At 52.9% G+C, this 20,370-nt stretch carries 35 protein-coding genes; 1 reads left to right on the top strand and 34 read right to left on the bottom strand.

Annotated features, from left to right (window positions below; genetic code table 11):
• Nucleotides 1-2: 2 nt before the first annotated feature.
• Entirely contained in the window at nt 3-950 is a 948-nt protein-coding gene (coaA, locus tag IMCC13023_RS02345; protein ID WP_007540827.1) for a type I pantothenate kinase, read from the top strand.
• On the opposite strand, the gene IMCC13023_RS02340 is transcribed toward coaA, so the two are convergent.
• The 34 genes from IMCC13023_RS02340 to rpsJ all read right to left on the bottom strand — a co-directional run bounded on the left by IMCC13023_RS02340 (nt 947) and on the right by rpsJ (nt 20,164).
• On the bottom strand, nt 947-1,246 hold the full coding sequence (locus tag IMCC13023_RS02340) for a hypothetical protein (protein WP_157775964.1): 300 nt from the start codon (nt 1,244-1,246) through the stop codon (nt 947-949). The two genes, coaA and IMCC13023_RS02340, sit on opposite strands and share 4 nt — an antisense overlap.
• The gene (gene glmM, locus IMCC13023_RS02335) at nt 1,239-2,582 is read right to left on the bottom strand and encodes a phosphoglucosamine mutase (RefSeq protein WP_007540823.1); all 1,344 of its coding nucleotides are present in this window, start codon (nt 2,580-2,582) and stop codon (nt 1,239-1,241) included. The genes IMCC13023_RS02340 and glmM overlap by 8 nt, the downstream gene beginning before the upstream one ends.
• A gap of 15 nt (nt 2,583-2,597) precedes the next feature.
• Nucleotides 2,598-3,095: a 30S ribosomal protein S9 gene (gene rpsI / locus IMCC13023_RS02330; protein ID WP_007540821.1), complete on the bottom strand. Its 498-nt coding sequence runs from the start codon at nt 3,093-3,095 to the stop codon at nt 2,598-2,600.
• 5 nt (nt 3,096-3,100) lie between these two features.
• Nucleotides 3,101-3,544, bottom strand: a complete 444-nt coding sequence (gene rplM / locus IMCC13023_RS02325) for a 50S ribosomal protein L13 (RefSeq protein WP_007540820.1) — start codon at nt 3,542-3,544, stop codon at nt 3,101-3,103.
• 112 nt (nt 3,545-3,656) lie between these two features.
• Nucleotides 3,657-4,520: a tRNA pseudouridine(38-40) synthase TruA gene (truA, locus tag IMCC13023_RS02320; protein WP_007540817.1), complete on the bottom strand. Its 864-nt coding sequence runs from the start codon at nt 4,518-4,520 to the stop codon at nt 3,657-3,659.
• 19 nt (nt 4,521-4,539) lie between these two features.
• Entirely contained in the window at nt 4,540-5,148 is a 609-nt protein-coding gene (gene rplQ / locus IMCC13023_RS02315) for a 50S ribosomal protein L17 (RefSeq protein ID WP_040324832.1), read from the bottom strand.
• Between the two features lie 25 nt (nt 5,149-5,173).
• Nucleotides 5,174-6,163: a DNA-directed RNA polymerase subunit alpha gene (locus IMCC13023_RS02310; RefSeq protein ID WP_007540813.1), complete on the bottom strand. Its 990-nt coding sequence runs from the start codon at nt 6,161-6,163 to the stop codon at nt 5,174-5,176.
• A 98-nt stretch (nt 6,164-6,261) separates the two neighbouring features.
• On the bottom strand, nt 6,262-6,666 hold the full coding sequence (gene rpsK / locus IMCC13023_RS02305; RefSeq protein ID WP_007540811.1) for a 30S ribosomal protein S11: 405 nt from the start codon (nt 6,664-6,666) through the stop codon (nt 6,262-6,264).
• Between the two features lie 31 nt (nt 6,667-6,697).
• Nucleotides 6,698-7,075 carry a 30S ribosomal protein S13 gene (gene rpsM / locus IMCC13023_RS02300; RefSeq protein ID WP_007540809.1) on the bottom strand — a complete coding sequence of 126 codons (378 nt, stop codon included), beginning with the start codon at nt 7,073-7,075 and terminating at the stop codon, nt 6,698-6,700.
• Between the two features lie 133 nt (nt 7,076-7,208).
• A complete protein-coding gene (gene rpmJ, locus IMCC13023_RS07180; protein WP_007540807.1) occupies nt 7,209-7,322 on the bottom strand; it encodes a 50S ribosomal protein L36 in 114 nt (37 codons plus the stop codon).
• Nucleotides 7,323-7,333: 11 nt separating this feature from the next.
• Nucleotides 7,334-7,555 carry a translation initiation factor IF-1 gene (gene infA / locus IMCC13023_RS02295; RefSeq protein WP_007540806.1) on the bottom strand — a complete coding sequence of 74 codons (222 nt, stop codon included), beginning with the start codon at nt 7,553-7,555 and terminating at the stop codon, nt 7,334-7,336.
• A 124-nt stretch (nt 7,556-7,679) separates the two neighbouring features.
• A complete protein-coding gene (gene map / locus IMCC13023_RS02290; protein ID WP_007540803.1) occupies nt 7,680-8,504 on the bottom strand; it encodes a type I methionyl aminopeptidase in 825 nt (274 codons plus the stop codon).
• On the bottom strand, nt 8,497-9,084 hold the full coding sequence (locus IMCC13023_RS02285) for an adenylate kinase (protein ID WP_007540802.1): 588 nt from the start codon (nt 9,082-9,084) through the stop codon (nt 8,497-8,499). The genes map and IMCC13023_RS02285 overlap by 8 nt, the downstream gene beginning before the upstream one ends.
• Nucleotides 9,081-10,397 carry a preprotein translocase subunit SecY gene (secY, locus tag IMCC13023_RS02280; RefSeq protein WP_040324831.1) on the bottom strand — a complete coding sequence of 439 codons (1,317 nt, stop codon included), beginning with the start codon at nt 10,395-10,397 and terminating at the stop codon, nt 9,081-9,083. Before secY ends, IMCC13023_RS02285 begins: the two co-directional genes overlap by 4 nt.
• Before the next feature lie 24 nt (nt 10,398-10,421).
• Nucleotides 10,422-11,153 carry a 50S ribosomal protein L15 gene (gene rplO / locus IMCC13023_RS02275; protein WP_040324829.1) on the bottom strand — a complete coding sequence of 244 codons (732 nt, stop codon included), beginning with the start codon at nt 11,151-11,153 and terminating at the stop codon, nt 10,422-10,424.
• Complete coding sequence (rpmD, locus tag IMCC13023_RS02270; RefSeq protein WP_007540792.1) at nt 11,154-11,339, bottom strand: 50S ribosomal protein L30; 186 nt, start codon at nt 11,337-11,339, stop codon at nt 11,154-11,156. It lies immediately after the preceding gene.
• Complete coding sequence (gene rpsE / locus IMCC13023_RS02265) at nt 11,339-12,061, bottom strand: 30S ribosomal protein S5 (RefSeq protein ID WP_007540791.1); 723 nt, start codon at nt 12,059-12,061, stop codon at nt 11,339-11,341. The genes rpmD and rpsE overlap by 1 nt, the downstream gene beginning before the upstream one ends.
• On the bottom strand, nt 12,058-12,429 hold the full coding sequence (rplR, locus tag IMCC13023_RS02260; protein WP_040324828.1) for a 50S ribosomal protein L18: 372 nt from the start codon (nt 12,427-12,429) through the stop codon (nt 12,058-12,060). The genes rpsE and rplR overlap by 4 nt, the downstream gene beginning before the upstream one ends.
• 2 nt (nt 12,430-12,431) lie before the next feature.
• A complete protein-coding gene (rplF, locus tag IMCC13023_RS02255) occupies nt 12,432-12,968 on the bottom strand; it encodes a 50S ribosomal protein L6 (RefSeq protein ID WP_007540789.1) in 537 nt (178 codons plus the stop codon).
• Between the two features lie 6 nt (nt 12,969-12,974).
• Nucleotides 12,975-13,373 carry a 30S ribosomal protein S8 gene (gene rpsH / locus IMCC13023_RS02250; protein ID WP_040324827.1) on the bottom strand — a complete coding sequence of 133 codons (399 nt, stop codon included), beginning with the start codon at nt 13,371-13,373 and terminating at the stop codon, nt 12,975-12,977.
• Nucleotides 13,374-13,442: 69 nt separating this feature from the next.
• Nucleotides 13,443-14,018 carry a 50S ribosomal protein L5 gene (rplE, locus tag IMCC13023_RS02245; protein WP_007540787.1) on the bottom strand — a complete coding sequence of 192 codons (576 nt, stop codon included), beginning with the start codon at nt 14,016-14,018 and terminating at the stop codon, nt 13,443-13,445.
• Nucleotides 14,018-14,368, bottom strand: a complete 351-nt coding sequence (rplX, locus tag IMCC13023_RS02240) for a 50S ribosomal protein L24 (RefSeq protein WP_007540786.1) — start codon at nt 14,366-14,368, stop codon at nt 14,018-14,020. The genes rplE and rplX overlap by 1 nt, the downstream gene beginning before the upstream one ends.
• A 3-nt stretch (nt 14,369-14,371) precedes the next feature.
• Nucleotides 14,372-14,740 carry a 50S ribosomal protein L14 gene (rplN, locus tag IMCC13023_RS02235; RefSeq protein WP_007540785.1) on the bottom strand — a complete coding sequence of 123 codons (369 nt, stop codon included), beginning with the start codon at nt 14,738-14,740 and terminating at the stop codon, nt 14,372-14,374.
• 54 nt (nt 14,741-14,794) lie between these two features.
• Nucleotides 14,795-15,058 (bottom strand): 30S ribosomal protein S17, encoded by a 264-nt coding sequence (rpsQ, locus tag IMCC13023_RS07395; RefSeq protein WP_040325010.1) that lies wholly within the window; start codon nt 15,056-15,058, stop codon nt 14,795-14,797.
• Between the two features lie 155 nt (nt 15,059-15,213).
• Nucleotides 15,214-15,516: a 50S ribosomal protein L29 gene (gene rpmC, locus IMCC13023_RS02225; RefSeq protein ID WP_040324826.1), complete on the bottom strand. Its 303-nt coding sequence runs from the start codon at nt 15,514-15,516 to the stop codon at nt 15,214-15,216.
• Nucleotides 15,513-15,932 (bottom strand): 50S ribosomal protein L16, encoded by a 420-nt coding sequence (gene rplP, locus IMCC13023_RS02220; RefSeq protein ID WP_007540782.1) that lies wholly within the window; start codon nt 15,930-15,932, stop codon nt 15,513-15,515. Before rplP ends, rpmC begins: the two co-directional genes overlap by 4 nt.
• On the bottom strand, nt 15,932-16,693 hold the full coding sequence (gene rpsC, locus IMCC13023_RS02215) for a 30S ribosomal protein S3 (RefSeq protein WP_007540781.1): 762 nt from the start codon (nt 16,691-16,693) through the stop codon (nt 15,932-15,934). Before rpsC ends, rplP begins: the two co-directional genes overlap by 1 nt.
• 2 nt (nt 16,694-16,695) lie before the next feature.
• Complete coding sequence (gene rplV, locus IMCC13023_RS02210) at nt 16,696-17,067, bottom strand: 50S ribosomal protein L22 (protein WP_007540780.1); 372 nt, start codon at nt 17,065-17,067, stop codon at nt 16,696-16,698.
• A gap of 31 nt (nt 17,068-17,098) precedes the next feature.
• On the bottom strand, nt 17,099-17,380 hold the full coding sequence (gene rpsS / locus IMCC13023_RS02205) for a 30S ribosomal protein S19 (RefSeq protein WP_007540779.1): 282 nt from the start codon (nt 17,378-17,380) through the stop codon (nt 17,099-17,101).
• An 11-nt stretch (nt 17,381-17,391) separates the two neighbouring features.
• On the bottom strand, nt 17,392-18,225 hold the full coding sequence (gene rplB, locus IMCC13023_RS02200) for a 50S ribosomal protein L2 (RefSeq protein WP_007540778.1): 834 nt from the start codon (nt 18,223-18,225) through the stop codon (nt 17,392-17,394).
• Between the two features lie 11 nt (nt 18,226-18,236).
• A complete protein-coding gene (gene rplW / locus IMCC13023_RS02195; protein ID WP_007540777.1) occupies nt 18,237-18,536 on the bottom strand; it encodes a 50S ribosomal protein L23 in 300 nt (99 codons plus the stop codon).
• A 2-nt stretch (nt 18,537-18,538) separates the two neighbouring features.
• Nucleotides 18,539-19,189, bottom strand: a complete 651-nt coding sequence (gene rplD, locus IMCC13023_RS02190; RefSeq protein ID WP_007540774.1) for a 50S ribosomal protein L4 — start codon at nt 19,187-19,189, stop codon at nt 18,539-18,541.
• Entirely contained in the window at nt 19,189-19,845 is a 657-nt protein-coding gene (gene rplC / locus IMCC13023_RS02185) for a 50S ribosomal protein L3 (RefSeq protein ID WP_007540771.1), read from the bottom strand. Before rplC ends, rplD begins: the two co-directional genes overlap by 1 nt.
• A gap of 10 nt (nt 19,846-19,855) precedes the next feature.
• A complete protein-coding gene (gene rpsJ / locus IMCC13023_RS02180; RefSeq protein WP_007540769.1) occupies nt 19,856-20,164 on the bottom strand; it encodes a 30S ribosomal protein S10 in 309 nt (102 codons plus the stop codon).
• Nucleotides 20,165-20,370: the final 206 nt, after the last annotated feature.

Here is a 20,370-nt window from a genome sequence, read left to right as displayed (position 1 = left end):
TTGTGAGCACAGCGCACGGCACCGACAGCCTTTCCCCATATCTCGCCATAGAGCGAGCAGATTGGGCTGAGCTGGGCAATGCAACACAACTTCCTCTTACCGAACAAGAGGTCACGAAACTGCGCGGTCTGGGTGATTTTCTTGATATCAAAGAAGTCACGGAGGTCTATCTTCCGGTTAGCCACCTGCTATCTCTTTACGCCACCTCAACTCAGGCCCTGCATCGAAACACCGAGGGCTTTTATGGAGCGAGGGCCCAAAGAACGCCGTTCATAATCGGGATTGCCGGGTCGGTCGCAGTTGGGAAATCAACCGCCGCAAGGTTACTTAGAGAATTGATGACAAGGTGGGAAGGGACTCCAAAAGTCGAGCTAGTCACCACAGACGGCTTCCTCTACCCAAATGCAGAATTAGAGCGACGCGGCCTTCTTGCCAAAAAGGGCTTCCCTGAAAGCTACGACCGCAAAAGATTGTTGCAGTTCATCTCAGACATAAAATCGGGAAAGACCGGGGTCACCGCCCCGGTGTATGACCACCTGACATATGACATCGTTCCGGACGAATTCGCGACGGTAAACGCTCCAGATGTTCTAATCGTCGAAGGGCTCAACGTTTTGCAGCCCCCCTCTGCCGGGCAGGAAGTTGCGCTGAGCGACTATTTCGATTTCAGCATCTATATAGACGCGGATCCGGGAACAATCAAAGAGTGGTATCTGTCGAGGTTTGACAAACTTTGGGAAACGGCATTTCTAAACCCAAGATCTTACTTTCACCAATTAACCACTGAGCTCACCAAAGAACAAGCTATAGCTAGAGCAGCCGGCTTTTGGAAAGACATAAATCTTCCGAACTTGGAGCAAAACATCGAACCGACCAGATCAAGGGCAACCCTTGTAATGCAAAAAGGCGAGGGACACAGAGTACAAAGGGTTCAGGTCAGAAAGATTTAGCTCTCGTCGACAAATCGAGTATCGACACTCAGGAAACAGTCGGGCCTCTTCAAACCGGCGGCGAGCCTCTCTTCCGAGCCATCGTATCGATTTTCTATCTCCAAAAAATCATTTAGTGAACCCGGAACTGAAACTGCCCAAATAAACTCACTGTTTTTATTGTCGACGTACATAAATTCGACATGAAAACCAAATTTGGCCCTGATCGGAAGAACCTCTTGATTCAACCATGCCCGAAAATCCTCGAGCATCCCTGGGGCTATTTGATAACGACGCAGCTGAACAGTTTTAGCCAAGAGCAAGCCGCGTCTCTACCATTCGAGCTATGCGATCGGCCCAGCCCTGTGCTGTTCCATGATCTGCGGCCTCCACCATCACCCTAACCAGAGACTCTGTTCCGGAAGCCCTAAGCAAAACCCGACCCTCGTCCCCGAGTTCGGCACTAGCTTGGGCAACCAATTCCTGCAACGCAACATCATTGACGCGAGACTTATCAACGTCCGGCACGTTTATCAACACCTGAGGAAAAACCGGCATCTCCGAGGCCAATTCAGCCAAGGACTTACCGGTTTGTATCATCCTGGACGCGATCTGAAGGCCGGTTAGGACTCCATCCCCAGTAGTTGCATACTGGGAAAAGATTATGTGACCGGACTGCTCGCCGCCTAGTGAATACCCGCCATCGCGCATCGCCTCAAGGACGTAGCGATCGCCAACTTGCGTCTCGATAACCTCAATTTCATGCTTTTTCATCGTCAAACGAAGGCCCAGGTTTGACATCACGGTGGTGACCAAGGTGTTCCGGGCAAGGTCCCCTGATTCCTTCATGCTGATTGCCAAAATCGCCATGATGTGATCTCCATCAACGATGTTGCCAAGATGATCAACTGCTAGCGTTCGGTCAGCATCTCCGTCGTGTGCAATACCAAAATCGGCATTATTTTCTAACACGGCTGCCTGCAGCGCGCTCAGATAGGTAGAGCCATAGCCGGCGTTAATGTTCAGTCCGTCTGGATCCGCACCAATCAAAACAACGTCTGCGCCGGCGTCAATAAACGCCTGCGGGGAAATAGCGCTGGCCGCTCCGTTGGCAGCATCGATAACCACCTTGAGACCCTTTAGGCTCACTCGAACAGCTCCAAGAAGATGGACAAGATAGCGATCTTCAGCATCCGAGAATCTAGTTATTTTGCCAACCTCGGCGCCGATCACATCATGGCTATTGCCGAACTCCGCTTCGATCTGATCCTCAAGCGAGTCTGGAAGTTTGTGGCCGCCACGAGAGAAAAATTTAATGCCATTATCTGGAGCCGAGTTATGGCTTGCCGAGATGATGACGCCAAAGTCAGCACCTATGTCTGCGGTCAAATAAGCGGCTGCGGGAGTAGGAACCACGCCGGCATCAAAGACATCTATTCCGGACGCGGCCAGCCCCGCCGAAACGGCAGCGGAAATGAAGTCGGAAGAAATTCTTGGATCGTGTGCTACTACGGCTCGAGGTCTGTCGCCGTTTTCCCTAGCAGTTTTGGCGAGAACGATTGCGGCGGCCTGAGCTAACTTAAGAGCAAACTCAGCCGTAATTTCACGGCCCGCTGTTCCGCGAACTCCATCGGTGCCAAAAAGCCTGGCCATGGCGAAGTGCTTTGCTTAGCGCTTCGAGAACTGAGAGGCCTTGCGGGCCTTCTTTAGGCCGGCCTTCTTTGACTCGATAACGCGTGAGTCGCGACGTAGGAAGCCAGCCTTTTTCAAGATGGCTCGGTTGTTGTCGGTATCCATCTCGTTTAGAGCACGGGAGATACCAAGTCTCAGTGCGCCGGCCTGTCCAGCGATTCCGCCGCCGTCGATGCTGGCTGTTACGTCATACGCACCCTGCAGCTCCAGAACAGTAAACGGATCGTTGATCAGCTGCTGGTGCAACTTGTTTGGGAAATAATCCTCGATTGAACGCTTGTTTACCGTTATTTTGCCGGTACCAGGAACTAGGCGAACTCGAGCAACTGCTTCTTTACGTCGACCTAGGCCGGAGCCTGGCTGAGTAAGGTTGCCGCGTGAGCGCACAGCCTTAACTGGCTCTGACTCGGTTGAGTAGGAAGTGTCCGCTTCGACTTCTGGTGTCTCTTCGACTGTGTTTTCTGCCAAGGTCATTGTCCTTACTGGGCGATCTGATCGATGGTGAAAGGCTTGGCCTTCTGGGCCTCGTGTGGGTGGTTGCTGCCTGCGTAAACCTTTAGCTTGCCGATTAGCTGGTCGCCCAGCTTGTTCTTTGGAAGCATTCCGCGAATTGCCTTCTCGACAGCACGCTGAGGGTTCTTCTCCATTAGGTCGGAGTAAGACGTGGTGGTCAAGCCGCCTGGGTAGCCGGAGTGACGGTAGGCCTTCTTCTGGGCAAGCTTGTCGCCGGTTAGGACAACCTTCTCAGCGTTGACAATGATGACGAAGTCACCGTTGTCCATGTGGGCTGCGAAAGTTGGCTTGTGCTTTCCACGCAGCAATACTGCTGCGTGAGACGCAAGGCGCCCCAGCACGATGTCCGTGGCGTCAATGACAAACCACTCGTGGCTCAGCTCGCTGGCCTTTGGCGAATAAGTACGCACGCTAAATTACCTCATAGTTTCGTTTGTGTGATTCCGCCTTGTAAAAAGCGGTTTCAAACCAGCCGACAATGCCGGACCAAACGCTAAGTCTAGGGGATTGATGGCCGCCTGGTCAAACAGAATTATCACTGGTTTCTCGCATCACGCGGTTTAAGATCGCCTGCTTGGCATACTCAGTCGGTTCCGGGTAGTCAATTGACTCCAAACTCAAGCCCTTAGCGTCAATTGTCTTGAATTTATTGGCACGTTTGCCTGTTTTTTGGACCGCGACAAGGTCCTGAACACTGAGACGTCCATCTGAAACCGCAATAATTGATCCCACCAACGACCTAATCATATTGTGGCAAAAAGCGTCCGCGTGAATATCTATTGTGATGAGACCATCTTCTCGCCGCAGAACCTCAAAAACCGTAAGGTTTCGAATTGTGCTTGCACCGGCTCTGGGTTTGCAGAATGCTGCAAAATCGTTCAGGCCGACCAGTGTTTTAGCGGCGGAGTTCATGAGGTTTACATCAAGAACGCGCTTGTGAGTGAGGGCGTACCGCACCATCATTGGGTCTTTTTTAAACTTTGGATCGGCGATCGTGTATCGATAGCGTCTGCCTACGGCGCTGAACCTGGCGTCGAAATCAGAAGTTATCGGGAGAATGTCCAGAATAATCAAATCTTCGGAAATCAGGGTGTTCAGCCTGAAGGCATTTAGTGGGTCCCGACCTATGCGAGATAGCCGCTTCTCCGGAATATCCAGGTGACAAACTTGGTGCTTCGCGTGCACGCCGGAATCGGTTCTACCAGCAACGCGCATATCAAAATCGGTCTTACTTTTTCCAAAAATCTTTTCAAACATCTTGACCAAGTCGCCCTCAACGGTCCGAAGACCGGGCTGCTTTGCCCACCCGGCAAAGTCCGTTCCATCGTAAGCAAGATCCACCCGAAAGCGAACAAGCCCGCCAGAATCACCAGCGGGCTTGTTCATGTCAATCTTCTTCGTGGCTCTAAGCCTTTGGCTCTTCAGCCTCTTCGGCTGGAGCTTCGGTAACTTCTGCTGCCGGAGCCTCAGTTGCTTCCTCAGCCGGAGCTTCGGTAACCTCTGCCGCTGGAGCTTCAGTCGCCTCAGCAGTCTCAGCTTCGGCCACTGGGGCTTCAACAGCTTCCTCAACAGCCTCTTCAATAACTGGCTCAGCTACTGCGGTGGTTGCGACGTTGTTGACTGGCTTTGACTTGGAAGTCTTTGGCTTGGGCTGTACCTGCTCCAACACAAGCTCGATAACTGCCATAGGAGCGTTGTCGCCCTTACGGAAGCCAAGCTTGGTAATGCGGGTGTAACCGCCCTCACGGCCAGCAACTAGAGGTGCGATCTCGGTGAAGAGCTCGTGGACGATGTTCTTGTCCGTGATCTGTCTCATGACTCGACGTCTAGCCGCTAGGTCGCCGCGCTTTGCGAACGACACCAAACGCTCGGCAACCGGACGCAGGCGCTTCGCCTTGGTCTCGGTTGTGACGATTCGCTTGTGCATGAATAGTGAGGTGGCCATGTTACGAAGCATCAAGCGCTCGTGAGCAGGTCCGCCTCCTAGGCGTGGTCCCTTAGTTGGTGTAGGCATTGGTTTCTCCTTGTATTTCTAAAGGTTAGATCTGGTCTTCATCGAAGCCGCCACCGAAGTAAGCGGAATCAAAACCCGGGACGGCGTCCTTGAACTTCAGCCCAAGCTCGGTGAGCTTGTCGCGGACTTCATCAACGGACTTGGAGCCGAAGTTGCGAATGTTCATCAACTGGTCCTCGCTTAGAGCAATTAGCTCTAGAACGGTGTTGATTCCCTCGCGCTTCAGGCAGTTATAAGAACGAACCGTTAGGTCCAAATCCTCAATTGGGGTGCTTAGTTCATTGGAAGCAGCTATTTCGACTGGTGCCGGTCCAATTTCAATTCCTTCAGCCTCATCGTTTAATTCCTTGGCTAGGCCAAACAATTCAACCAATGTCGAACCTGCGGAAGCAACTGCATCGCGTGGCTCAACCGACTGCTTGGTCTCCACGTCAACAATCAGCTTGTCAAAGTTAGTGAACTCACCGGCACGAGTCGCCTCGACGCGGTAGGAAACCTTCAGCACTGGGCTGTAGATGGAGTCAACTGGAATTACTCCGGCTTCGGCATCTGGGTTGCGGTTTTGAGATGCCTGAACATAGCCGCGACCGCGCTCAATGATGAACTCGATCTCTAGCTTGCCCTTAGCGTTCAAGGTTGCAAGAACTAACTCTGGGTTGTGAACTTCAACACCGGCTGGGACCTGGATGTCCGCGGCCGTTACTGGGCCAGCAGCACTCTTAGTCAAGTGAGCAACCACAGGAGCATCGTGCTCAGAGGAAACTACGAGGTTCTTGATGTTAAGAATTACCTCAACAACGTCCTCCTTGACACCCGCGATTGTTGAAAACTCGTGGCTGACACCTTGGATGCGAATGTTTGTTACAGCTGCACCTGGAATCGAGCTGAGCAAAGTGCGTCGCATCGAGTTACCGAGGGTGTAGCCGAATCCTGGCTCAAGCGGATCCAAGATGAATCGTGAGCGGTTTGGTCCTAGAACTTCTTCGTGCAATGTGGGGCGCTGTGCAATTAGCACTATTGGTTCCTTTCATCTGAACATCCACTATTTGATGTTCGTCATGGAAACACGCAGGCGGGCACCTGTGTGCGTGAGGCGTTAGATTTTTATTGAAGTTATACGCGGCGACGCTTTGGAGGGCGGCAACCGTTGTGAGCCTGTGGGGTCACATCGCTGATTGAGCCAACCTCCAGGCCGGCGGCCTGCAGCGAACGAATTGCAGTCTCTCGTCCAGAGCCAGGGCCCTTGACGAAGACATCAACCTTGCGGATACCGTGTTCTTGAGCCTTGCGGGCAGCCGACTCCGCTGCCATCTGAGCTGCGAACGGGGTTGACTTACGCGAACCCTTGAAGCCAACATCTCCAGAAGACGACCAGGAGATAACTGCTCCGGTTAGGTCGGTAATAGTGATGATGGTGTTGTTGAAGGTCGAGCGGATGTGCGCCTGACCTACTGGAATATTCTTCTTGTCCTTGCGACGAGGCTTGCGTGCTGCCGCGGATGCTTTAGGGGCTGCCATTTGATTTTCTCCTAGATCCTATGAGCCGCGACTAGCGGGCTGCCTTCTTCTTGCCTGCTACGGTGCGCTTTGGACCCTTGCGTGTTCTTGCATTGGTCTTGGTGCGCTGTCCGCGGACCGGAAGGCCCTTACGGTGACGAATTCCTTCGTATGAGCCGATCTCAACCTTGCGGCGGATATCTGCTGCAACTTCACGGCGAAGGTCACCCTCAACCTTGAAGTTCTGATCAATGTTGTCGCGAAGTGCGATCAACTGATCATCAGTCAAGTCTTTAACTCTGATGTCCTCTGAGATGTTGGTGGCCTTCAGAATCTCGCGTGAGCGAGTTGGGCCAATTCCATAGATGTAGGTAAGGGAAATCAACACTCGCTTGTCGCGAGGGATATCCACTCCGGAGATACGTGCCATTATTTGTCTTTCGTTTTTTTGAAGGTCTGGGACAGCTCCATCTCAACTTGGCAAGTTGAGCCCCGGCCTTCAAACCGAGGGTTAGCTTTCGCTTGGTGCTGGCTTTTACTATTTAGTTTTTAGCTGGGGCTTGTTAGCCCTGGCGCTGCTTGTGACGAGGGTTCTCGCAAATAACCATCACGTTTCCGTGACGACGAATGACCTTGCACTTGTCGCAGATCTTCTTGACGCTTGGATTAACCTTCATGCTCTTTCTTTCTACTTGTAGCGGTAAATAATGCGGCCGCGAGTCAGATCGTATGTCGACAGCTCAACTATCACGCGGTCTCCGGGGAGAATGCGGATATAGTGCTGACGCATTTTTCCCGAGATGTGGGCTAAAACTAGGTGGGCGTTGGTTAGCTCCACCCGGAACATTGCATTGGGTAGGGCTTCAACGACCGATCCCTCGATCTCGATAACGCCATCTTTGTTGGCCATGCACTCACTTAATCACTACTGGTTTAGCGTTACGAACGCGCAAAAACTTACAAAAATCGCAGGGGTTTTCACGCAGAAACGCCAAGTCGCAATTCTAAGGGGTAATTGCCGCGAAAGCTAGTGGCTAATCCAAGAAGACTGGGGTAATCCCAAAGGGCTTTAAACCTTCAGCACCACCATCCACCGCGGTCAGAACCCAAATACCACCGTCGTGCACTGCAACCGAGTGCTCCCAGTGAGCACCATCCGAATTATCGCGCGTGGCAACACCCCAATCATCATCAATAACAAAAGTGTCTTGATCGCCGAAAGTGATCATCGGTTCGATCGCGATACAGAGCCCAGGCTGCACTTTTGGCCCAGCATCACGAACTCGATAATTGAATACAGCCGGATCTTCATGCATAGATCGCCCGATGCCGTGACCCACGTACTGCTCTAAAATCCCGTAGGGCCCTTCGGCAAGGACGTAATCTTGAACCGCGACTCCTACTTCATTTAGTTTCTTTGCGGTCGCCAGAGCAGCTATTCCAGCCCAGAGGGAACCCTCACACACATCCGAGAGCCGTTGGCGCTCAAGCGCCACGTCACCGGTTGCACCCGGCACCACCATGGAAAAGGCGCTGTCACCATTCCAGCCGTCAATTTCCGCCCCACAGTCAATTGAAACTAAATCCCCTGCTGCCAAAACAAGACTGGACGGAATTCCGTGGACCACGGTTGAATTCACGGATGCGCATACGGTGTGAAAATATCCAGGCACAAGCTGAAAGTTTGGAATTCCGCCACCGGCGCGAATCGTCTTTTCCGCTATTTGATCAAGTTCAAGGGTTGTGACCCCGGGCCTAATGGCCGCCTTGACATTTGCAAGAGCCTCTGCGGTGAGCAGGCCTGCTAATCGCATTTTGCGAATCTGGTCTGGTGTTTTTAGCTCGTAACTCTTACGCATCTTCACTTAGGCCGCGCGCAGACAAAACCTCGGAAATCCTCGCGGTAACAACATTGACCTCGCCAAGCCCATCCACCTTTGCCACTAGCGAACGTGATGCGTATACGTCAATAAGAGGGGCAGTTTGCTCCTCGTATATACCCTGACGCTTACGAATTACCTCGGGGGTGTCATCGGTGCGACCCTGCTCCTCAGCTCTGTTTGCGAGCCTGGAAACAAGCTCTTCCCTGTCGGCTGTCAACTGCACAACTACATCTAGCCTGGTGCCATTCTGGGCCAAAAAATCGTCAAGCTTTTCAACCTGATCTAGGGTTCTCGGATACCCGTCTAGCAAGAAGCCATTCAAAACATCTGGCTGCGAAAGTCGATCTTTCACCAAAGCGTTGGTGAGAGTGTCCGGCACGTATTCGCCGCGGTCCATGTAGCCCTTAGCCTCAACACCAAGAGGAGTCTCTTCCGCAACGTTCTTGCGGAAGATGTCACCCGTGGAGATTGCAGGTATCGAGTAACGAGTTGCAAGGAGTGCCGCCTGAGTCCCCTTGCCGGCACCCGGGGGGCCGATCAAAAGGATGCCGATCACTTGAGGAGGCCCTCGTAGTTTCGCTGCTGCATCTGAGCACTGATTTGCTTCACAGTGTCCAAACCAACACCAACGATGATCAAGATCGAAGTTCCTCCGAATGGGAAGTTTTGATTGGTTCCAATTGCAGTGAATGCAACCAACGGAATCAGCGCGATCAAACCAAGGTAGATAGCACCCGGGAAAGTGATGCGGCTGATGACATACTGCAAGTATTCGGTGGTCGGACGACCAGCCCTAATACCAGGTATGAATCCGCCGTAGCGCTTCATGTTGTCGCTGATTTCCTCTGGGTTCAAGGTGATAGCAACATAGAAGTACGTAAACCCAACGATTAGCAAGAAGTACATTGCCATGTAAAGCGGGTTGTCACCAGATGTTAGGTAGGTGGAGATAAAGCGAACCCATGGAGAAACCTCACCGGTTGTTGCATCCGGCTGGTTGAACTGAGCCAATAGTGCTGGCAAATAAAGCATTGACGAGGCGAAGATGACTGGGATAACTCCAGCGGTGTTTACCTTTACTGGAATGTAGGTTGCCTGACCGCCGTAGGCCTTGCGGCCAACCATGCGCTTCGCGTACTGAACTGGAATCCGTCGTTGCGACTGCTCGACAAGAACAACCAGTCCCACCACAACAAAACCGACCGCCATAACCATGACGAAGATTTCGATGCTTCTGGTCTGAAGGATCTGAAGCAAGCTGGATGGGAAGGTTGACGCGATTGAAGTGAAAATCAAAAGCGACATTCCATTTCCAACACCGCGCTCGGTGATGAGCTCACCGATCCACATGATCAAACCGGTTCCGGCAGTCATTGTGATCACCATCAAGGAGATGGAAAGCGGTCCAGTATCAACCAAAATCGGAAGCGTACAGTCAGCTCCGAACAGTGCGCCCTGTCTTGCAACGGTAACCAAAGTGGTTGCCTGTAGCAGTCCAAGAGCGATTGTTAGGTAACGGGTGTACTGAGTAAGCTTTGCCTGCCCAGAAGGTCCTTCTTTGTGAAGAGTCTCGAAGCGAGGAATTACGACTCTAAGCAACTGGGTGATAATCGAAGCCGTAATGTACGGCATGATTCCCAGCGCGAAGATGGAAAGCTGCAAGAGCGCCCCACCGGAAAACAGGTTCACTAGTTCATACAGGCCCGAAGTTGACTGGCTCTGATCGAGACACTGCTGAACGTTCGAGTAATCAACGTTTGGGGCTGGAATGAACGAGCCCAATCGGAAGATTGCAATCATGCTGAGCGTAAACGCCAGCTTGTTGCGCAGGTCCGGAGTACGGAATGCGCGAGCTATTGCACTAAACAAAAGTGAACCTACTCCCCTAGATGATTAGGCGTTGACGCTGCCGCCGGCAGCTTCAATCTTGGTCTTTGCTGACTCGGAAACCTTGTCAACACTAATCTCTAGCTTAACCGACAGGTCACCGCCACCCAGAACCTTGACTGGCTTGTTCTTGCGAACAGCACCCTTGGCCACTAGATCTGAAATTGTTACAGCTCCACCCTTTGGATAAAGCTCAGTTAGCTTCTCAAGGTTTACTACCTGGTATTCCACCCGGAATGGGTTCTTGAATCCACGTAGCTTAGGTGTGCGCATAACTAGGTTCACGCCACCACCCTCGAAGCCCAGGCGAGTAGTTGTGCGAGCACCGGTACCCTTAGTACCTCTACCTGCAGTCTTACCCTTTGAACCCTCACCAAGACCCTTACGAGTCTTATCCTTCTTGGCACCCTTTGCAGGGCGAAGGTGGTGAAGACGCAAGATCTGAGACTTCTCAATCTTTTCAGCTGGCTTCTTCTTCGACTTGGCAACCGCTGGCTTTGCAGCAGCAGCTTCCGGTGCGGCAGCCTTTGGCGCAGCAGCCTTAGTGGCTGGCTTTGCAGCAGCTTCCGGTGCGGCAGCCTTTGGCGCAGCAGCCTTAGTTGCTGGCTTTGCAGCAGCTTTCGGTGCGGCAGCCTTAGTTGCTGGCTTTGCAGCAGCTGGCTTCTTTACAGCCGGAGCCTTGGCAGCTGGCTTTGCAGCAGCTGGCTTCTTCTCGGCTGGCTTCTTCTCTTCAGCCATTTAGTCGATCTCCTCAACTTTAACGAGGTGGGCAACAGTGTTTACGAGGCCGCGGTTGGACTTAGTGTCCTCGCGTACAACGATGTCACCGATGCGCTTCAGTCCCAGGGTGCGAAGTGAATCGCGCTGGTTTTGCTTTCCACCGTTTGAACTTTTCAATTGGGTAACTTTGAGACGAGCAGCCATTAGACACCAGCCTTTTCAGTCTTTTCAGTCTTTTCAGTCTTTGCTGGCAACAGACGTGCTGGTGCTACCTCGGCAAGAGTCTTACCACGACGTGCTGCCACGGCGGCTGGTTCCTCTAGCTGACGCAATGCCTCGACAGTTGCATGAACAATATTTAGTGTGTTGGAAGATCCGAGCGACTTCGAAAGTACGTCGTGAACTCCGGCGCACTCCAAAACTGCACGAACTGGACCACCGGCGATAACACCGGTACCCTCCGACGCCGGACGCAATAGAACAACGCCAGCTGCAGCCTCGCCCTGGACAGGGTGAGGAATTGTTGAGCCAGCACGTGGAACGCGGAAGAAGTTCTTCTTCGCATCCTCAACGCCCTTGGCGATTGCAGCTGGGACTTCTTTGGCCTTGCCGTAGCCAACGCCAACGGTTCCGTCGCCATCTCCAACCACAACAAGTGCGGTGAAGGAGAAACGACGACCACCCTTGACCACCTTGGATACACGGTTGATGGTTACAACACGCTCCAAGAACTGGCTCTTAGGCTCTTCACGCTCACGACGGTCGTTCTTTGGTCCACGATCACGTGAACCACGACGCTGCTCGCGCTCGTTCGGGTCGACAGTAGTTACTGGTGCCTCAGTGGTTACTGCGGCATCGGTGGCTGCTGGAGTCTCGGTAGTTGCGGTAGCTTCAGCCACTGGCACTTCCTTCTTTTCTTCGCTCAAAGCACTAGTCCTTCCTCGCGAGCCGCAGCAGCAACAGCTGCAACACGACCTGCATAGCGGTTACCACCGCGGTCAAAGACCACTTCGGAAACGCCGGCCTTCTTGGCACGCTCAGCAATTAGCTTGCCTACCATTGTGGCCTTGTCGGTCTTGGTGCCGGCTACTACGCGCATATCCGCTTCCATGGTCGATGCCGAGGCCAAGGTCTGACCCACGCCGTCATCAACTAGTTGGACGAATAGGTGACGTGCTGAGCGCGTGACAACTAGACGAGGTCGCATTGCTGTGCCCTCGATCTTCTTGCGCAGGCGAACGTGACGACGGCCACGAGCGGCTGACTTTGACTTGCCTCTAGTTCCTAGAGCCATGATTACTTACCAGCCTTTCCAGCCTTGCGACGGACTCGCTCGCCTTCGTAACGAACTCCCTTGCCCTTATAAGGCTCAGGCTTACGAAGCTTGCGAATGTTAGCTGCCATCTCTCCGACGGCCTGCTTGTCGATTCCCGACACGATGATCTTGGTGTTTCCTTCGACTACCAACGTGATGCCCTCCGGAGGAGTTACAAGCACTGGGTGGCTGAAGCCAAGAGACATTTCCACGGTCGCACCCTTGAGCGCTGCACGATAACCGGTTCCAACGATCTCGAGTGCTTTGGTGAAGCCCTCGGAAACGCCGTGAACATTGTTAGCGATTAGTGAACGGGTTAGTCCGTGAAGTGACTTTGAAACTGCCTCGTCGTCTGGACGCGAAACAATGACGCTGCCATCTTCTTGTGAAACAGTGATTGGTTTAGAAACGGTGAGCTTTAGCTCACCCTTTGGGCCCTTGACTGCAACATCCTGACCGTTGATTTCAACGGTCACGCCTGCTGGCAGTGGAATGGGTAGTTTTCCAATTCTCGACATTATTGCTTACCAGACGTAGGCGAGGACTTCCCCACCTACTCCCTTCTTTGAAGCCTGGCGGTCAGTTAGTAGACCGCTAGAGGTGGACAGGATTGCAACGCCCAGGCCGCCAAGCACCTTGGGTAGCTCGGTGGACTTTGCGTAAACGCGAAGACCTGGCTTGGATACACGCTTGATACCAACGATGCTGGTCTCGCGATTTGGGCCGTACTTCATGGTGATGTGCATGGTCTTACCGACCTTTGCATCCTCAACCGTGTAAGAAGCAATGTAACCCTCTGACTTCAAGATCTCAGCGATTGTTCCTTTTAGTTTAGAAAAAGGAACGTTCAGTGATTCGTGATGTGCCATGTTCGCATTGCGCAGCCGGGTCAGGAAGTCTGCTACCGGATCTGTCATTGTCATGATGTGTCTGCTTTCTCGAAGCGGTTTCCAGGTGCTTTACAAGCACAGGGACCTACCTCAATCGTGTTATTAGGCCTGGAACGGGAAACCGAGCGCCTTTAGAAGCGCACGACCCTCGTCGTCAGATTTTGCTGTTGTTACAACTGTGATGTCCATACCGCGGACGTGGTCAATCTTGTCGATATCAATTTCGTGGAACATTGACTGCTCGGCTAGACCAAAGGTGTAGTTTCCGTTGCCATCGAACTGCTTTGGCGAAAGACCACGGAAGTCACGAATACGAGGAAGTGAAAGCGAAAGCAACCGGTCTAGGAACTCCCACATGCGGTCTCCACGCAGAGTAACGTGGGCTCCAATTGGCTGACCCTCACGAAGCTTGAACTGCGCGATTGACTTCTTTGCAATGTTTACCTGAGGCTTCTGGCCAGTAATCGCAATTAGGTCGCGAATAGCGCCCTCAATCAACTTGCCATCCCTGGCAGCCTGACCAACACCCATGTTTACAACGATCTTGGTTAGACCAGGAACCTGCATTGGGTTGGTGAATGAGAACTCTTCGGTAAGAGTCTTCACGATCTCGCTGCGGTACTGAAGTTTTAGACGAGGAGTGGTCTCGGCGCCTGCTTTTTTATATCCGGTTGCCATTAGAACTCCTTCCCACTCTTCTTAGCGATGCGAACCTTGGTGGTGACACCCTCTTTTGAAGTGGTTATCTTGAAGCCAACCTTGGAAGGCTTCTTCGTGCTTGGGTCTACCAGAGCCACGTTAGAAATGTGGATCGGAGCTTCCATAGTTTCAATGCCACCGGTCTTGCCACCACGATCGGACTGACCGACGCGGTTGTGCTTCTTGACCATGTTCACACCTTCAACGATGACCTTGTTGGTCTCCTTGATGACTTTTAGAACCAGGCCCTGCTTGCCGCGGTAACCACCGCGATCTTGCTTGCCACCTGTGATGACCTCAACGAGGTCGCCTTTTTTAATTTTTGCCATGATTTACACAACCTCCGGTGCTAGCGAGATGATCTTCATGAAACGCTTTTCACGAAGCTCGCGACCAATTGGTCCAAAAATACGGGTTCCACGAGGTTCTCCGTCAGCCTTGATGATGACTGCCGCGTTCTCGTCGAACTTTACGTAAGAACCATCTGCACGCCTAGTTTCCTTGACGGTGCGAACGATAACAGCTCTTACGACTTCACCTTTTTTGACGTTTCCGCCTGGGATGGCGTCCTTGACTGAGGCGACGATAGTGTCACCAATACCCGCGTAACGACGGGTGGAACCACCCAGTACGCGAATTGTCAGGAGCTCCTTGGCGCCCGAGTTATCGGCCACCTTGACCCTGGATTCTTGCTGTAGCACTTTTTTTCTCCTTGCTTAGTGAATAACGATTCCGACCGTTATTCGCGGGGTGTGTTACTTAGCCTTTTCGAGGATCTCGACTAGGCGCCAGTTCTTTGTTGCAGAAATCGGACGAGTCTCGTCAATTACCACGAGGTCACCAATTCCAGCGCTGTTTGTTTCGTCATGTGCCTTAACCTTCTTGGACACGCGAAGCACCTTGCCGTAAAGCGGGTGCTTCTTGCGGTCTTCAAGCAAGACAACGATGGTCTTATCCATCTTGTCCGAAACTACGTAGCCCTGACGTGACTTGCGGTAGCCGCGGGTCACTTCCTTTATTTCCTTCGGGGTCTTAGCTTTCTTTGGCTTGGCTACCTTAGGAGCTGCAGCTTTAGCTGCTGGCTTTGCTGCCGCTTTCGCAGCAGGCTTTGCAGCCGCTTTGGTGGCTGGCTTAGCTGCAGCTTTCGCTGCTGGCTTGGTTTCTTCTGCCATTTTTATGCCTCCTCTGTCTTAGCTGCAGCCTCTTCAACGGCTGGCTTCTTCTTGGTAGCAGCCTTTGCAGGCGCTGGGACCGGAACCGCACGAATACCCAATTCACGCTCACGCATGATTGTGTAGATGCGAGAAACATCGCGCTTAACCGCTCTTACTCGACCATGAGCATCTAGCTGGCCTGTAGCCGACTGGAAGCGCAGGTTGAATAGCTCTTCCTTGGCCTTACGAAGCTCTTCTACCAAAACCGAAGATTCGATTTTGTCTAGATCCTGTGGGGATAGGTTTTTTGAACCGATCATTATGCGTCACCTTCTTCACGCTTGATGATGCGAGCCTTCAGCGGGAGCTTGTGGATCGCACGAGTCAAAGCCTCTTTGGCAATGTCCTCTGATACACCGCTTAGCTCGAAGAGCACGCGGCCAGGCTTTACGTTTACTACCCACCACTCAGGAGAACCCTTACCGGAACCCATTCGGGTTTCAGCTGGCTTCTTGGTTAGGGAGCGGTCAGGGAACACGTTAATCCAGACTTTTCCACCACGCTTGATGTGGCGAGTCATGGCAATACGTGCTGCCTCAATCTGACGGTTGGTTAGGTAGGCAGACGTCGTGGCCTGAATACCCCATTCACCGAACGAGACCTTAGTTCCACCGGTTGCATGCCCACGACGCTTCGGGCTGTGCTGCTTACGGTGCTTTACTTTCCTAGGAATCAGCATTATTTGGCTTCACTTCCTGCTGCTAGCGGAGCAGCGTCGCCCTGACGAGGACCACGACGGCCAGCACCAGGTGCACCCTGGCGAGGACCACGCTGAGTAGCCCGCTGTGCAGCAAGCTCACGTGCAGTCATGTCGCCGTTGTAGATCCAAACCTTTACGCCGATTCGACCGAATGTGGTCTTGGCCTCGTAGAAGCCGTAATCGATGTTTGAACGAAGAGTATGTAGTGGAACTCGACCTTCGCGGTAGAACTCACTACGAGACATTTCAGCCCCGCCCAAGCGGCCGGAACACTGAATTCTTATGCCCTTGGCACCGGAACGAAGTGCTCCCTGAATTCCCTTACGCATTGCACGACGGAAGGCAACACGAGCAGCTAGCTGCTCGGCAACGCCCTGCGCAACAAGCTGTGCGTCGGATTCTGGGTTCTTTACCTCGAGGATGTTAAGCAAAACCTGCTTGCTAGTTAGCTTCTCAAGCTCGGTGCGAAGAGTTTCTGCCTCTGCACCACGACGACCAATAACCAGACCTGGACGAGCAGCGAAGATGTCGACGCGGACTCGGTCACGGGTGCGCTCTAGTTCGATGCGGCTGATGCCGGCTCGATCTAGCTTCTCCTGAAGGTAAGCACGGATCTTGACATCCTCGACCACGTAGTCGGCGTAGCGCTGACCCTTCTTGGTGGAGTCTGCGAACCAGCGTGAGCGGTGCTCAGTGGTAATTCCCAGGCGGAAGCCGTAGGGATTGACTTTTTGACCCATGACTACTTACCTGCCTTTGCAAACTCGTCTGGAGTAGATACAACCACAGTGATGTGGCTGGTGCGCTTGTTGATTCGGAATGCTCGGCCCTGAGCACGAGGACGGAACCTTTTCAGGGTCACTCCCTCGTCGACAAAAGCCTTAGAGATGATTAGGTCATCAACATCCACAATTGCACCGGCGGCCTCGCCCTTTACCTGGGCGTTGGCAACTGCTGAGGCGACTAGCTTGTAGATCGGCTCAGATGCTGACTGTTGTGCAAACTTCAAAATACCCAATGCCTCGGTGGCTTGCTTGCCACGAATCAGGTTGACCACACGTCTGGCCTTCATTGGGGTCACGCGGATGTTACGCAGCTTGGCGATCGCTTCCATCGTTATTCCTTCTTTTCCTAGGCGCCCCGGCTTAGCCGCGGCGACCCTTCTTGTCGTCCTTCACGTGACCACGGAAGGTTCGGGTAGGTGCAAATTCGCCAAGCTTGTGGCCAACCATGTTCTCGGTTACGAAAACTGGAATGTGCTTGCGGCCGTCGTGAACGGCAATGGTGTGTCCCAGCATCGCTGGAACAATCATTGAGCGACGCGACCAGGTCTTGATTACGTTCTTGCTGGAGGCCTCGTTCTGAACACGCACCTTTTTCATTAGGTGCTCGTCTACGAAGGGACCCTTCTTCAAACTTCTTGGCATCTAAAGATCTCCTACTTCTTGCCGGCGTAACGACGACGAACGATTTGCTTGTCTGATGGAAGGTTTGGCTTACGTGTGCGGCCCTCTTTTTGGCCCCAAGGCGTAACTGGGTGACGTCCACCGGAAGTCTTACCCTCACCACCACCGTGTGGGTGATCCACTGGGTTCATGGCGACACCACGAACTGTTGGGCGAACACCCTTCCAGCGCTTACGTCCTGCTTTACCCCAGTTGATGTTTGACTGCTCGGCGTTGCCGACCTCACCAATGGTTGCGCGGCAGCGCGAGTCAACGTTGCGGATTTCGCCGGATGGCAACCTCAGCTGAGCGTTGTCGCCTTCCTTGGCCACCAAACGAACCGAAGCACCCGCTGAACGAGCCATCTTGGCTCCTCCGCCTGGCTTTAGCTCGATAGCGTGAATAACAGTTCCCACTGGGATGTTCTTTAGGGGCAAGTTGTTGCCCGGCTTGATGTCGGCCTGTGCGCCCTGCTCGATGGCATCTCCCTGGTTTAGCTTGTTAGGGGCAATGATGTAGCGCTTGGTGCCATCGATGTAGTGCAACAACGCAATGCGAGCGGTGCGGTTCGGGTCATACTCAATGTGAGCAACCTTGGCCGGAACACCGTCTTTGTCATGACGACGGAAGTCGATAACGCGGTACTGACGCTTGTGACCGCCACCGATGTGACGAGTGGTGATGCGACCGTTTGAGTTACGTCCACCAGTCTTAGGAAGAGGTCGCAAAAGCGACTTCTCTGGAGTGGAGCGAGTCAGCTCAGCAAAATCTGCAACTGAAGAGCCACGACGACCAGGAGTCGTTGGCTTGTACTTACGAATGCCCATGAGTGTTCCCCTTAACCGATGTAGGTAAAGATGTCGATGGAACCCGACTTCAAGGAGACAATGGCGCGCTTGGTGTCCTTGCGCTTACCCATGCCGAAGCGAGTTTTGCGGGTCTTGCCCACGCGGTTTAGTGTGTTGATTGAATCAACCTTCACGCTAAAAATTTCTTCTATGGCCTGCTTGATCTCAGTCTTGTTAGAGCGAGTGTCGACCTCGAAGGTGTACTTACCCTCATCAATTAGCGCATAAGACTTCTCCGAAATGATCGGCTTGATGATTATGTCGCGGGGGTTTTTCTTGATGTCGGTCATGTTTATGCCTCCTCGATAACGTCTGAAACAACGGCGGACTCAACGAACGATGCCATTGCGGCCGCAGTGAAAACGAGGTCTTCGGCGTGCAGAACGTCATATGCATTCAGCTGGTCAGCTGGAATAACGTGAACGGACGGCAAGTTGCGAAGTGACTTGTAAGAAAGCTCGTCTTCACGACTCAAGACAACCAAGATGTTTCTTGAGGTTGCAACCTGAGCCAGGAAGCTAGCTGCTGCCTTGGTCGAAGGTGCATCGCCAATCGCAAACTGGTCAATAACGTGAATGCGGCCATTTCTTGCGCGGTCTGAAAGCGCTCCGCGAAGAGCTGCGGCAATCATCTTTTTAGGAGTGCGCTGTGAGTAGTCACGAGGCTTTGGACCGTGAATAATTCCACCACCGCGGTGCTGAGGCATACGGATCGAACCCTGACGGGCGCGACCGGTTCCCTTTTGCTTGAACGGCTTGCGACCAGAACCCGAAACCTCGCCACGGCGAAGTGTCGACTGTGTTCCCTGGCGAGCGGCTGCAAGCTGAGCAACAACTACCTGGTGAATCAGTGGAACGTTGGTCTGAACATCAAAGATTGATCCAGGAAGGTCCACAGAACCGGACTTCTTACCCTTTACGTCAATTAGGTCAACTGTAGGCATTAGTCAGTCTCCTTTACTGCGTTACGAACGAACACCAACTGGCCCTTAGGACCTGGCACTGCACCCTTTATCAAAAGCAGACCCTTTTCAAGGTCAACGCCGTGAAGGGTGAGGTTCAATGTGGTTACTCGATCTGTTCCCATGCGACCAGGCATCTTCTTGCCCTTGAGAACGCGGGAAGGAGTAGTACCGGCTCCAACGGAACCCGGCTTACGGTGGTTCTTGTGAGCACCGTGGCTTGCGTGGATACCGGAGAAGCCGTGACGCTTCATAACACCGGCGAAACCTTTACCCTTGCTGGTTCCAACAACGTCCAACTTCGAGCCAACCTCGAAGATGTCAACGCCGATGGACTGGCCAACGGTATAGATGTCAGTGTCAGCCGTACGGATTTCTGCAAGGAAGCGACGAGGTGTGGAACCGGCCTTCGCAAAGTGACCAGTCGTAGGCTTGTCTACTTTGCGGGGTTCGATTGCACCGTATGCAAGCTGAATTGCTGCATAGCCGTCTTTTTCTAAATTCTTGATTTGAGTGATGACGTTCTCGCCAGCCTCAACGACTGTGATCGGAACAAGCTTGTTGTCCGCGTCCCAGCCCTGCGTCATGCCGAGCTTCTTGCCCAGCAGTCCCTTTACGGTTCTAGTATTTACAGTCATTTCGCAATCCTTAGAGCTTGATCTCGATGTTGACATCTGCTGGGAGGTCCAGGCGCATCAGCGAATCGACCGCTTTAGGAGTCGGGTCGATAATGTCGATGAGACGCTTGTGGGTACGCATCTCAAAGTGCTCACGGCTGTCCTTGTACTTGTGAGGCGATTGGATAACCGTCACAATGTTTTTCTCGGTAGGAAGTGGTACTGGACCAACTACCTTGGCACCGGCGCGTATGACTGTGTCGACAATTTTGCTCGCCGACGCGTCGATGACCTCGTGGTCATACGACTTCAGTCGAATGCGGATCTTGTTAGCCGCCATGATGACTGCCTTCCGTATCTAGGTGACCTATCGGTCACAGAGTTTTACAGCCAATTCATCTGCGAGAACGCAAACTTCATTGCTGCCGTGATGCTGATGCACTGTTTTTATGTCAACGCCCTATTTCTAGGGCTCTGTCCGAGAAAGTCAATCTCGACTCCCGCGATAAAACTCGCGAAAAATCAAGGAGAAGATCTCAGATAAGT

It is taken from the genome of Candidatus Aquiluna sp. IMCC13023, from assembly GCF_000257665.1.
In the GTDB taxonomy this organism is placed as follows: Bacteria; Actinomycetota; Actinomycetes; order Actinomycetales; family Microbacteriaceae; genus Aquiluna.
The sequence above is the reverse complement of the archived record's forward strand: the minus strand, read 5'-3'. Positions and strand labels throughout refer to the sequence as shown.

Bases quoted from the DNA above. Each gene is read 5' to 3' on its own strand.
- rplO (WP_040324829.1), bottom strand. From the start codon at position 11,153: ATGGCTGAAGAGAAGAAGCCAGCCGAGAAGAAGCCAGCTGCTGCAAAG.
- rplB (WP_007540778.1), bottom strand. From the start codon at position 18,225: ATGGGCATTCGTAAGTACAAGCCAACGACTCCTGGTCGTCGTGGCTCT.
- rplR (WP_040324828.1), bottom strand. From the start codon at position 12,429: ATGGCTCTAGGAACTAGAGGCAAGTCAAAGTCAGCCGCTCGTGGCCGT.
- rplW (WP_007540777.1), bottom strand. From the start codon at position 18,536: ATGACCGACATCAAGAAAAACCCCCGCGACATAATCATCAAGCCGATC.
- rplC (WP_007540771.1), bottom strand. From the start codon at position 19,845: ATGACTGTAAATACTAGAACCGTAAAGGGACTGCTGGGCAAGAAGCTC.
- rplD (WP_007540774.1), bottom strand. From the start codon at position 19,189: ATGCCTACAGTTGACCTAATTGACGTAAAGGGTAAGAAGTCCGGTTCT.
- rpsI (WP_007540821.1), bottom strand. From the start codon at position 3,095: ATGACCTTGGCAGAAAACACAGTCGAAGAGACACCAGAAGTCGAAGCG.
- truA (WP_007540817.1), bottom strand. From the start codon at position 4,520: ATGAACAAGCCCGCTGGTGATTCTGGCGGGCTTGTTCGCTTTCGGGTG.
- rplX (WP_007540786.1), bottom strand. From the start codon at position 14,368: ATGGCAAAAATTAAAAAAGGCGACCTCGTTGAGGTCATCACAGGTGGC.
- glmM (WP_007540823.1), bottom strand. From the start codon at position 2,582: ATGGCCAGGCTTTTTGGCACCGATGGAGTTCGCGGAACAGCGGGCCGT.
- rplQ (WP_040324832.1), bottom strand. From the start codon at position 5,148: ATGCCTACACCAACTAAGGGACCACGCCTAGGAGGCGGACCTGCTCAC.
- rpsJ (WP_007540769.1), bottom strand. From the start codon at position 20,164: ATGGCGGCTAACAAGATCCGCATTCGACTGAAGTCGTATGACCACGAG.
- rpsK (WP_007540811.1), bottom strand. From the start codon at position 6,666: ATGGCAGCCCCTAAAGCATCCGCGGCAGCACGCAAGCCTCGTCGCAAG.
- rpsS (WP_007540779.1), bottom strand. From the start codon at position 17,380: ATGCCAAGAAGTTTGAAGAAGGGTCCCTTCGTAGACGAGCACCTAATG.
- rpmJ (WP_007540807.1), bottom strand. From the start codon at position 7,322: ATGAAGGTTAATCCAAGCGTCAAGAAGATCTGCGACAAGTGCAAGGTC.
- rplF (WP_007540789.1), bottom strand. From the start codon at position 12,968: ATGTCGAGAATTGGAAAACTACCCATTCCACTGCCAGCAGGCGTGACC.
- rplP (WP_007540782.1), bottom strand. From the start codon at position 15,932: ATGCTGATTCCTAGGAAAGTAAAGCACCGTAAGCAGCACAGCCCGAAG.
- rpsC (WP_007540781.1), bottom strand. From the start codon at position 16,693: ATGGGTCAAAAAGTCAATCCCTACGGCTTCCGCCTGGGAATTACCACT.
- rplE (WP_007540787.1), bottom strand. From the start codon at position 14,018: ATGGCAACCGGATATAAAAAAGCAGGCGCCGAGACCACTCCTCGTCTA.
- rpmD (WP_007540792.1), bottom strand. From the start codon at position 11,339: ATGGCTGCTCGTCTCAAAGTTACCCAATTGAAAAGTTCAAACGGTGGA.
- rplV (WP_007540780.1), bottom strand. From the start codon at position 17,067: ATGGAAGCGATCGCCAAGCTGCGTAACATCCGCGTGACCCCAATGAAG.
- rpsH (WP_040324827.1), bottom strand. From the start codon at position 13,373: ATGACAATGACAGATCCGGTAGCAGACTTCCTGACCCGGCTGCGCAAT.
- map (WP_007540803.1), bottom strand. From the start codon at position 8,504: ATGCGTAAGAGTTACGAGCTAAAAACACCAGACCAGATTCGCAAAATG.
- rpsM (WP_007540809.1), bottom strand. From the start codon at position 7,075: ATGGCACGTATCTCCGGAGTGGATATCCCTCGCGACAAGCGAGTGTTG.
- infA (WP_007540806.1), bottom strand. From the start codon at position 7,555: ATGGCCAACAAAGATGGCGTTATCGAGATCGAGGGATCGGTCGTTGAA.